We start from the raw sequence: 10,608 nt of genomic DNA, 5'->3' as shown, positions 1-10,608 counted from the left end.
CACCAGGAGATTCACACGCTCGACATTCGCGATACGCCCGTGGACGACCTGGCCGTGGCGGGACGCTTTAAGAAGCTGGCCACATTGCTGGCGGACGGTAGCAAAATACAAACGCTTGAGCCGCTGGCGTCGGCCGGAAGCCTGCGCAAGGTATATGCCGACAAGACCGCGATTACCGACGAGCAGGCACGTCAGCTTTTGCGTCAGCACGCGGAGTGCCTGGTGGTCTATCAGACCGATTCGCTGCAAGCGTGGTGGAACGGTGTAACCGACGATTGGAAAGAGATCTTTACCACTCAGCTGCGCATGCAGGCGCAGCCGACCCGCGAGGATCTGCACCGATTGATCGAGCTGAAGACAGTACATGCCGGCGAGACACGCGTTAGTGATCTCACGCCGCTACAGGTCTTTATCCGGCTTTCGGAATTGCGTTTTGCGGGCACGGCGATTACCGACATCACCCCACTGACGAAGGTGAAGACGTTGACGTCGTTGCACCTCACACACAGCCCGCTGCGCAAGCTCGATCCGTTAGCACAGCTGACAAACCTGGAAGACCTGGATATTTCCAATACCCCGACAGAAGACCTGAAGCCACTCGGCAACCTGCAAAACCTCAAAAAAGTGAATTGTGCCGGCACGCAGATCAAGACGCTGACGGCGTTGGAAGCACTGCGGTCGCTCGAGTTCCTGGATTGCTCGAACACGGAGGTCAAAAAGATCGACCCGTTGCAAGAGCTGCCCATGAAGACGCTGAAGTGTTACAACACAAAAATATCAGCCAAGCAGGTAGAGAGTTTCCAAAAGACTCATCCGGACTGCCAGGTAATGTACTATCGATAATAGGGCGGCCGCTTTTTAGTGGCCGCTTTTTACTTCTTCGATATAATGCTCTTTTTGCTTTTCTCGCATCAGGTCGGCAAAGGCCTCTTCGGGCGTATTGCCAAAACCCGTGGGGCTTTCATGTGTTGACTTAAAGTCGTTGAAAGCGGCAGCCCAGCCTTTGCCTTCTTTAAAGAATCCTACTTCGAACTCTTTCTTTTTCAGATCATATCCTTTAGCATCCATAATGATTGATGTTTGGGTGCGAAGGCAAAAAATGATGCCTGCAATTTGCGACGGGCATCAATTTTTAGCGATAGGTGTATGATCCGCACAACTGAACAACCGCATGCGGCTATGCCAGGCACCGCCCATGCAGAAGGGAATCCGATTATCCGGCATGTATATACAGCCGACCCGTCGGCGGTGGTGTATGATGGGCGGGTGTATCTGTTTACAGGGCACGACGAGGCGCAACCGGATCAACAAGCCTACATTATGCGTGAGTGGTTGTGCTTCTCATCGTCCGACATGCGCACCTGGCAATCACATGGCTCGCCGCTCCGGGCACTAGACTTTTCGTGGGCACAAGGCGATGCCTTTGGCTCGCAGGTGATCGCCCGGCATGGAAAATTCTATTGGTATACTGCCGTTACCCATGCTACCATTGCCGGTAAGGCGATTGGTGTAGCGGTAGCCGACGTGCCGTGGGGGCCTTTTCGCGACGCGCGCGGAACGGCATTGATCACCAACGCGATGATCGACGCGCCGCCCGGAAGCATGAACAATTTGGATCCTGCCGTGATCATCGACGACCGGGGACAAGCGTATCTTTTCTGGGGAAACGGTCAAGCGTATTATGCGCGATTAAACGAGAATATGACCGAGCTGGATGGTCCGATCCAGAAACTGGACTTGCCCGGTTTCCAGGAGGGCTCACGGCTGTATAAACGGCGTGGATGGTATTATCTCTCGTACGGATCGGGCATGCCGGAAAAGATCGTCTATGGCCGGAGCCGCGACCTGGAGGATCCCTGGGAGTTTTGTGGTATACTCAACGAGATAGCGGGTAACTGTCAAACTAACTCGGGTTTTATTATCGACTACCAGGGGCGGTCGTATTTTATTTATCACAATGGCGCGCTGCCTGGCGGTGGAAGCCACCATCGTTCGGTATGCCTCGACTATATTTACTTTAATCCGGACGACACGATCCGCCGGGTCGTCATGACCTCCGAGGGTGTATAAAGGTCTGTACATCGGTATTCAATTTAAACAGGATGATGTATTGCAGTTGTGGTTGCCCTTGTTATCTTTAAACAATCATTTCGTTGGTGAAATCACGCGGGAGTAGCTCAGTTGGTAGAGCGGCAGCTTCCCAAGCTGCAGGTCGCGGGTTCGAGACCCGTTTCCCGCTCTTTTTCTTTTTTATCAGGCATAGCACTGCCAGGTGTCCTTTCAAAATCTTGCATTTTCTTCACGGCCGATTTGTAATCCTGTATATTGTAGGAAACTCGTGGATCATGAATTTCAAAACCTGGTTGGGGCTGAGCGTATTGGCTGTCGGTAGTCTGAGTATACTGTCGATTTTTTATAGGGTGATGTATGAGCCCGGTCTACAGCTCAATAATGATCCTTTTGCGGATTATATTCTTATGTGGGGCATTCCTATCCAATTTAAGCTCGATAAGCTGTCGGAATACCCGACGTTGCTGGCGACGCTGCTGCTCTGTATATGCGCGCTGATCTTTGTTATCACCGGAAGAGCGTTGAAGATGCTGGCGTTTTTGTGCGCGCTGATGTTTACAAACCAGGGTACCCGTTTGCTGGTGGGTATTTTTAACTTCGTATTATTACCCGAAAGGACAGCGCATGACCTCCAGCTTCTTTTACCTCCATCGCTGATGATAGGTATAAGTTATTGTGTTTTACGCATGTTTCAGCGCGCCTGGGACGGGCAATCTGTGTCCGGTGGGGCCTTTGTGGCAACGCCTGTCGTGCGTTTTTACGGCTATGTGGTAGACCTGGTAATTATTCAGACCCTGGTGCATGATGGTCCCTACAACCTGAGTCTGCTGCCGTATGGATGGGCCGTGGCATTGCTGTCGTATGTGCTCTACTATGCTGTATTTGAACACCTGTTCCTTTTTACGCCCGGCAAACTGCTGTTGAATACGCGCGTGTGCATGGAGAATGGTACCGTGCCTCCGGAGGGTACGATCATCCTGCGGACGTTGGCGCGGTTGATCCCCTTCGAGCCACTGTCTTGCTTATACAATGAGGGTTGGCACGATAAGCTTTCGAAGACGAAGGTAATCAGGCATCCGTGGGCGGGAGGGCTTGTAACGACCGGGTGACATGGCGCGAGCTGCGCATTTCTTTTAAGAACTCGTATTCAATCTCTTCCAGAATGGTGAGCAGGAGGGACTGCTGCGGCAGATCCTGGCCGAGGTATTCCACGGGGTTTTCGCCCACGCGGGCCAGGGTGTGTTTTACCTCTTCTTCCCACAACCCCGCGGGGATGCCATCGCGTTTAGCGACCAGCACGGCAAACACCGGCTGGAGATTGCGGCGGAAAATTCTTTTATAGCGCTTGAAGAGGATGCTCATGCGCTACAAATTTACCTGAAATTGTAATCGTACCAGGCTTCCTTCTTGGAAATTAGTGGGACGTGCTGCGTCTACATATCGCCGGCTGGAAACGGTATACATGGCGACGACTTCAAAAGCCTTGAACGGCTGCCATTCGGCGCCGATCTCCCATTCATTCACACGGTAGCTACGCGCGTCGAGCTCGTGCTTTTTGCCACCGTTATAGTAATGGTGACGTACAAAGGGAATGAATACGTGCTCTTGCAGGCGTGCCATGTAAGACGCCATGACATACCCGCCCTTCAGGTCTTTTGATTGGATGGAGTTGGTGGCAGGATCGTACTCCGGACCGGTTCCTACGTTGTATTCGGCCATGAGGCCGAAGGGCTGCGGATAGACCACCAGCGACGCGGCTACACGCTGGTCAAGGTATTCGAAGTCGGGATTGATGCCGGCCACGTCTTCGGATACAGAGCCTACGACGGCTTTGCCCCGGTAGGCCTGTAGACCCGGCTCGATATATTGCTCACCAAACCGGAATGGGTAGGACACACGTGCCACTACGTGGGGTTGGTCGTTGCCTTCGTTGCGGTTGGCAGTCTGACCGTTGAACATGCCGAATCCGACAACGCCATAGTCGCCGGAGCCTTTCACTCCGGAACTCACCAGGTATGAAAAACGCTCACGGATCTTTTTAGGCGCCCAGTAGACAAATACACCAATATCCCGCTCGTTGCTGAGCGCGCTGTTGATACCATCGTTGCGGTCGAGGGGAATGCGATTTTGGCTGGACTGCAGGTTCTCAAAACCGTAGGGCACTTTGCTTTGGCCAAAGCGCAGGCGCCATTGGTTGTCTTTGTCAAGCCCCACGTCGAAGTAAGCATCGCGGATCTGGGCAAAGTTCATGGCACTGGACGAAGCCGACGAAGCAAAGTCGGGTTGAATATATACATATACCCGTTCATGCACCTGCCCGAATACGATCAGGCGAATGCGACGGAAGAAGAAGCCATTGTCACCACCCCACGATTTGTCACACTGCTCACAACCCAGGTCGGGGTTTGTTTCCAGCAGTTTGTTATAGCGTATTTGTGCATAGCCGCGTAGACTGATTTTCCTAAACCATTCGATTGGCTTTGCCTTACGCGTTCTAGCCGAGTCAGCGTCCTGTGCTTCGATGTCGCCCACAGGTAATATCCACGCGAAGAAAACAAAGGTGAGAAGGTGGCGGACAGACGAGGTTCGCGGCATGGTGGTGTAATTTGAATGCAAAAGAACCACAGCCCTGGTAACAAACCGATAACATATAGATAACTTAACTGAATGATAAATAACGTAACATTTAGTTAACATAGGAACTAAGCGATGGGACGTTCGGTTGTGTTCCTTTCTATCCGACAGTATCAAATTTCTATTATGAACCGTTCAATTTCCGATAATTCGCTGTTTTTCAAGTATGTAACGCTAATTGCACAGTAAGCCATGGCAGCACGATCTTTACGGCTTAGCATCTTAGATCAGTCTATTGTGCGCCAGGGTGGAACGGCAACACAGGCTATTGCCGAGACGATTGAGACGGTCAGGTTGGCCGAGCAATTGGGCTACCACCGGTTTTGGGTGTCCGAACATCACAACTCCACCATGATTGCCGGCTCGACGCCGGAGGTATTGATGGTCAAGCTGGCGGACGAGACCCGCACGATCCGCATTGGCTCCGGCGGTATCATGTTGCCGAACCACAGCGCGTTGAAAGTGGCGGAGAACTTTCGCATGCTGGAAACGCTTTTCCCCGGTCGCATCGACCTGGGTACGGGGCGCGCGCCCGGTGGTGATCGCATTACGTCGTCCTTGTTAAATCCTTCCAACAGATTTCGCGAAGAGGACTATCGCGAGCAGCTCGAGCACCTGTATGCTTACTTTCGCGACGAAGCGGGCACCGAGTACGGTCGATTGCTGGCCGTGCCGCAGAGCCCGGGTATACCGCAGCAATGGGTCCTGAGTAGCAGCGCCGGCGGAAGTAGTACGCTGGCCGCCCAGCTGGGACTGGGGTTGGTGATTGCCCGGTTTATCAATGGCCATGCCGGACCCGAGCTGACCGAGCAATACCGTAAACAGTTTCGTCCGTCCGATCAGTTTCCCGAGCCTCAGGCGATGCTGGGCATCACGGTATTTTGTGCCGACACCGAGGAGAAGGCCAACCAGCTCCGCAAGTTGAGTGACTATACCTTGCTGATGTTTGAACGTGGACGCTTTGAGCCCATCGGTCCCTATGAAGCGATTGCCAACTACCAGTTTTCAGCGGAGGAACAGCTGCGCCTCGAGCACAATCGGGGGCGCATCGTATCGGGTACGCCCGGACAGGTAAAGCAACAACTCACAGCGCTGGCCGATGCCTACGGTATAGACGAGATCATCGTCTCGACAATGACCTACGCGCAGCAAGACCGGCTGCGATCGTTTACGTTGCTGGCCGAAGCCTTTGGACTGACGCCGCCGGAGAGTCAGTCATAACGGGTGCGCTGGGGGCTCTTGGTATCGTTCCTGGTAACCCCACAGTGCCCTACCGCGGCATGCCGGTATATCCACGGCGACTGGTGTTGTGGAAATGACGACGTGTTTGCCTACATTTGCGTTTGCCTCTCGCGGCAAACCTCCGTTATGAAAAAATTGAGAAGTACACCGTCGGTGCGTTATATCGTTAAAAACCTCGTGGTATTGGCGGGGGTGTTGTTGGTCATCGTGCTCCTGGTAAAAACCAATACCGGTTATGATTTGCTTTTTAATAAGCTCTTGCAAGAACGGGTGGCCCAACAACAGTATGAAGACCTGAGCTACGACGATCGCCGGGCGGTAAAACTGGGCTATAATTTCACCTACCTGCAATTGCTGCGGTCACGGACGCCTGAGACCGCGGTGATCCTGATGCCACCGGACAGTGTCTTTCGCAGGCCCGACGATGAGCATGCGTTTATTGACTATTGGATTACCAACCGCGGATGGGCCAGTTATTTTGTCTACCCACGCCGATTGGTCTATAGCGACGATCTTGAAGCCGAGCCGTCACGCCTTCGTCCCACCCATGTAGCGATCGTCCACTACTGGGGATACGACAAGCTTGCATATCCCGTAGACAAAAAATATCCGTATGATGTTATGCCCTTTTAACCCGTTGTTATGGAAATAGCGGGATTGCTTATCACGTTCCTGTTTGGCGTCGCCATCATTAATCTGCTAGCCTACCAACTTCCTGTAGGGGAGAAAGTGGGGTACGCCTGGCCCGTTGGCTTGGGGACCAATGCCCTGCTGATGTTTGTGCTGGACCTGTGTGGCGTATCCCTGCGGCACGTTGCCCTGGTGCTGGCAATTGAGCTCGTGCTGACAATTGTGCTGGGGGTATATATCCTGCGACGGTATCGACCCGGTGTACAGCTAAAGAGCTTATTGGAAAAGCCTTTTCCGGTAAACCTCGCGTGGATATTTCTGGTGGGCATCGCGGTGTTCCTGGTATATGTTGTCACCGCGCGGGCGTTGTTCTGGCCCGTATATATTTACGACAGTATTTACGGATTTGACTTTGTGGCAAAGGCCGTGGCGCAGGAGGGGACCTTACACAACGCGATCTTTGATCCGCAACATCCGCTTTATAGTCTTCGAAGCCTGTACCCGCCACTGGTGGCGCTTAACTTTGCTTTTGCGTACCTGTTGGGTTTCGAGACCTCCCACGTCATCGTAGTGATATTCTATGCGTCGCTGACGGTCTCCTTATATGCCTTCCTGGCGCGGGTCACGACACATCTGGGCGCGGCTTTTTATACCGTTTTGTTCGTGACTGTGCCCGAGCTGTTCAACTTTGCTTCGCTGTCGTCGTCCAATCCTATCTGCGCATACTATTGTGCTGTCGGCCTGCTGGCGTTATGGCGTGCGGTCGACACTTCGTCTCGCGCGGATCTGCGCATAGGGGGCGTGTTGATTATGCTGGCCTTGTGGACGCGCCCGGAGGCGATTGTGTTTGCCGCCGTGGCAGGGATGGTGGTGTTGTGGTGGAGCATCCGGCAAAAACGCGTGTGGCCGGTCCTGATCTTTGGTGCCGCCTGCCTGGCCTTCTGGGGTAGTTGGCAAGCCTATCTGCACAACGTGTTGCAGGTAACGGGCGATCAGCCCATGGACTTCATCCTCACCTGGGATGCCGGCAAGCTCTCCCGCATGTGGAGCCAGGTGCTGGAAGTGACCTTTCATGGGTCGTATTATGGTGTCGTGATGTATTTGTTCGTGGCGATCGTGTTCCTGAATATACCCTACCTCGGGAAACAACGGCAGACACTGCCCTTACTGGGTATCATCGTGGTCGCGTGGCTGCTTTATTTGCTGGTATTTTATCAGCTGGATACGGACTTTATGCCGGACTCCACGGATTGGATTGGCGATGCATACCGCCGGGGGCTGTTTAACTTTATCCCGTTGATGTTGTTATATTGTGCGACCAGCATGTGGAGCCGTACGATGTTTGAATTTATCGAACGGTGGCTGGCGACTGACAAATCCCCTGTCGTAGAATGAGAAATATCGCTGGTATACTGTTGTTGCTGACAGCCTGCGTCGGTCCGAAGCGGTTGTCTCACCCGTCGGCATCGGTTGGCGGGTTTACAACATGGCAAACGGGTCACGATGCTCAAACCGTACAGCGCATCCCGGCCACGGGTACAAATGCATTGGTCCAGCGGGGCGATTCCACCTGGATGCAGGTCAAGTTCAATGTACGGGAATATGGAGAAGTATCGTTCCCGCTGGCGAACACGCCGCCGGATGTGGAGGCGCCCGGTGTCGATCTTTCCGGCAGTAGAACTATACGGATTACATACAAAGCGAACCAGGCGTTCCTTGTACAGTTGCGTCAGACGGGGGTGCATGGTGGAATTCAGAATCATATCGAGTTGCCGGCGTCGGCTCAGCGCACAACCGTGACAGTGCCCTTTACACAGTTTACCGGTGGCCTGAAACCACTCGACCTGAGCGATGTCGCCAAGTTCAATTTTGCGTTCTTATCCAACAATGTCGCGGCAGGCTACGCCGAACTGGTCGTTTATAATGTGGTCATTGACCATTATACAGCGCCCTGACAACGCCTATTCTTTTAGCTTCGAAAAGATCACCTTTGTTTTTCGTAGTTGCCTCGTTGCGGCGAACTGCAGTTTTTCATTGTAGAGTATCCATCCCCCCAGTGAGCCCATGGCGCTGCCCAGGAAGATGTCGATGAACCGCGTGGTGAGTAATTTATTCGGATCACTCGTCAATGCAGCACCTGATTCTGCCAGGAAGATGGTGAGCACGGTGATGAGAATGACGGCTAGCCCATAGTTGCGTACCACCAGGATCTCTACAATAATCTGCAACAAGACAATGCTCAGACACAGTACCGGCACCGGCGGATGGAACAAGAGGATAGTCCATGTTAACACAAGTCCGACAAAGGTTCCCAGAATACGTTGTACGCTACGTTGCCAGATGTGTTTGACGCTGACACCCTGCATGACGGCGGCGCAGGAGGTAGGGATCCAATACGGGTTGTCAAGTTTTAAGAGGCGGCCGGCGAGCAACGCGGCGCCGACAAAGAAACCGAACGTTACAGATTCGATGAGGTTAACATACCGGCTCTTCGCCACCGTAATGGTTTCGGAGGCCGCCGGCTTGCGTCGGTTCATCAACAGGAAAAACAAGAATGCCAGGAGGCAGGAGGTCATCGTACCGATACCCACCAGACCAATGCGGTGCGGCACGATGGCCAGGTCGTGTGGCAGGCATACCGCCACCGACGCGATCATGATAAAAAAGAAGTTGCCGGGTGGCTTGTTCATCTTGAGATAGAACAGCGCCAGGTGTACGGTGAAGGCATATATACCGAGGATGAGACACGACCACAGCGGATGGAAGCTGGCCATGGCGCCAATCGTAAACGACACCATCAGTCCAAAGGAGCAGGCCATAAGCTTTATCAACTGGTTGGCCATTTGTTGTTGAACTTGCAGGTATAAGATCACCAGCCCCGCCATCGACGCCAGCTTGCCGTCCACGAGGTGGCCGGTATAATAGCCGGTTAATACCGGTATGCCTACACATAGGCCGGCCAGCACGGGCAAATGCCACGTACGATCGGTTTTCTTAAATTCAACCAGCTCCCGGAATAGCTTCATATCACGAAACAATTCGTTTGATCACCTCCACCGCGACTTCGGGTATGCGAGTATTGGGATCAAGGGAAGGATCGTAGGCGGTGATGCCTACACCGGCAATGGTATAACGGCGGCGGATGCTGTCGATGGCATGGTACAAGGTTTCCGGCGACAAGCCTCCCGGCGCACTGTATTCATTGACCTGGGCATAGTCGGGATCGAGCACATCCAGGTCAAGATGCAGGTATACTGCGTGCACGGGAAGTGTAAAATCGTCAAACGCGTTCTCGGGTTGGGCGAGGGTCGCGGGGGTAATCAGCCGTACGGCAGAGGTTGCCAGCCGATGAGCCTCCAGGGCGTCGACGTCGCGGGCGCCGGCCAGGATGATCTTGTCTTCTGCCACGGGGGCATAGCCGGGAATCGATTCGGCCAGCTGTGTCCAGCATTGTCCGGCGACAATGGACAGTGCCATGCCGTCGAGATAGCCACCGATGGTGGTTTCGGGCGTGTTGAAGTCGCCGTGGCAGTCAAACCAGATCACGCCCAGGTCTTCCTGCAGGCCACTGAGTGTGCCCAGTGCGGCGGCGTTACAATTTCCGGTGAACACGATGGGAAACTCCCCCTGTCGTTTGGCTTCGGCCACTTGTTCCGCCACGGCATGGGCCACGGCAAAGCTCGTGGTGACCTCGGTAGGGAACGGCGCGTCGACAAAGACCTCGGCCTTCCGGGCGCTATGCCCCCATGCCGGCAACTGTTGTGCAACGGCATCGATCAGGATGGGCGGCCCTGCGGCCAGACGTTTACGGTGGTGACCACTGTCATACGGTACGGAAAGAAGGCATGTTTTCATAAAACAAAGGTACAAAAATGCAAAAGGGCATAAAAGCCGTTCTGTCAGCTTACCGTACATGGGTTGGCGCGGCCATTTCTCCGGTCGGTAAGAAATATGATGAATGGTTTTGATGGAAAAATTCTAAAGTAGAATTTTGTTTTATTAATTGTAAACGTTACGTTTAATAATATAAGT

General features: G+C 53.4%; 12 protein-coding genes and 1 tRNA gene. 8 read left to right on the top strand and 5 right to left on the bottom strand.

Translation table 11 applies throughout. The annotated features are described in order from the left end of the window. On the top strand, positions 1–843 hold an 843-nt coding region (locus tag KK062_RS24745), incomplete at its 5' end, for a leucine-rich repeat domain-containing protein (protein WP_369075186.1). 15 nt (positions 844–858) lie between these two features. Here the strand turns inward: KK062_RS24745 and KK062_RS24740 are convergent. Further along, the gene (locus KK062_RS24740; RefSeq protein WP_254087055.1) at positions 859–1,068 is read right to left on the bottom strand and encodes a hypothetical protein; all 210 of its coding nucleotides are present in this window, start codon (positions 1,066–1,068) and stop codon (positions 859–861) included. A 78-nt stretch (positions 1,069–1,146) separates the two neighbouring features. Here KK062_RS24740 and KK062_RS24735 point away from each other — a divergent pair, with 78 nt between their 5' ends. The 3 genes from KK062_RS24735 to KK062_RS24725 all read left to right on the top strand — a co-directional run bounded on the left by KK062_RS24735 (position 1,147) and on the right by KK062_RS24725 (position 3,179). Further along, complete coding sequence (locus tag KK062_RS24735) at positions 1,147–2,070, top strand: glycoside hydrolase family 43 protein (protein WP_254087054.1); 924 nt, start codon at positions 1,147–1,149, stop codon at positions 2,068–2,070. A 96-nt stretch (positions 2,071–2,166) separates the two neighbouring features. Further along, positions 2,167–2,239: transfer RNA gene (locus KK062_RS24730), tRNA-Gly, on the top strand. A gap of 106 nt (positions 2,240–2,345) precedes the next feature. Then, positions 2,346–3,179, top strand: a complete 834-nt coding sequence (locus tag KK062_RS24725; protein ID WP_254087053.1) for an RDD family protein — start codon at positions 2,346–2,348, stop codon at positions 3,177–3,179. Here the strand turns inward: KK062_RS24725 and KK062_RS24720 are convergent. Together KK062_RS24720 and KK062_RS24715 are read right to left on the bottom strand one after the other, a co-directional pair. Next, complete coding sequence (locus KK062_RS24720) at positions 3,139–3,432, bottom strand: hypothetical protein (RefSeq protein ID WP_254087052.1); 294 nt, start codon at positions 3,430–3,432, stop codon at positions 3,139–3,141. The genes KK062_RS24725 and KK062_RS24720 overlap by 41 nt on opposite strands. A gap of 3 nt (positions 3,433–3,435) precedes the next feature. Further along, the gene (locus KK062_RS24715) at positions 3,436–4,665 is read right to left on the bottom strand and encodes a porin (RefSeq protein ID WP_254087051.1); all 1,230 of its coding nucleotides are present in this window, start codon (positions 4,663–4,665) and stop codon (positions 3,436–3,438) included. 231 nt (positions 4,666–4,896) lie between these two features. Between KK062_RS24715 and KK062_RS24710 the strand changes: the two genes are divergently transcribed. The 4 genes from KK062_RS24710 to KK062_RS24695 all read left to right on the top strand — a co-directional run bounded on the left by KK062_RS24710 (position 4,897) and on the right by KK062_RS24695 (position 8,531). Then, a complete protein-coding gene (locus KK062_RS24710) occupies positions 4,897–5,925 on the top strand; it encodes an LLM class flavin-dependent oxidoreductase (protein ID WP_254087050.1) in 1,029 nt (342 codons plus the stop codon). A 147-nt stretch (positions 5,926–6,072) separates the two neighbouring features. Continuing rightward, positions 6,073–6,579 carry a hypothetical protein gene (locus tag KK062_RS24705; protein ID WP_254087049.1) on the top strand — a complete coding sequence of 169 codons (507 nt, stop codon included), beginning with the start codon at positions 6,073–6,075 and terminating at the stop codon, positions 6,577–6,579. A gap of 9 nt (positions 6,580–6,588) precedes the next feature. Next, complete coding sequence (locus tag KK062_RS24700) at positions 6,589–7,971, top strand: glycosyltransferase family protein (protein ID WP_254087048.1); 1,383 nt, start codon at positions 6,589–6,591, stop codon at positions 7,969–7,971. Next, on the top strand, positions 7,968–8,531 hold the full coding sequence (locus KK062_RS24695; protein ID WP_254087047.1) for a hypothetical protein: 564 nt from the start codon (positions 7,968–7,970) through the stop codon (positions 8,529–8,531). Before KK062_RS24700 ends, KK062_RS24695 begins: the two co-directional genes overlap by 4 nt. Before the next feature lie 6 nt (positions 8,532–8,537). Here the strand turns inward: KK062_RS24695 and KK062_RS24690 are convergent, their stop codons facing one another. Together KK062_RS24690 and KK062_RS24685 are read right to left on the bottom strand one after the other, a co-directional pair. Beyond that, the gene (locus KK062_RS24690) at positions 8,538–9,602 is read right to left on the bottom strand and encodes an FUSC family protein (RefSeq protein WP_254087046.1); all 1,065 of its coding nucleotides are present in this window, start codon (positions 9,600–9,602) and stop codon (positions 8,538–8,540) included. A gap of 1 nt (position 9,603) precedes the next feature. Then, positions 9,604–10,431 (bottom strand): arginase family protein, encoded by an 828-nt coding sequence (locus tag KK062_RS24685; RefSeq protein WP_254087045.1) that lies wholly within the window; start codon positions 10,429–10,431, stop codon positions 9,604–9,606. Positions 10,432–10,608: the final 177 nt, after the last annotated feature.

This window comes from Dawidia cretensis (assembly GCF_018598175.1).
GTDB lineage: Bacteria > Bacteroidota > Bacteroidia > Cytophagales > Cyclobacteriaceae > Ohtaekwangia > Ohtaekwangia cretensis.
This window is presented reverse-complemented; position numbering and strand designations above follow the sequence as displayed.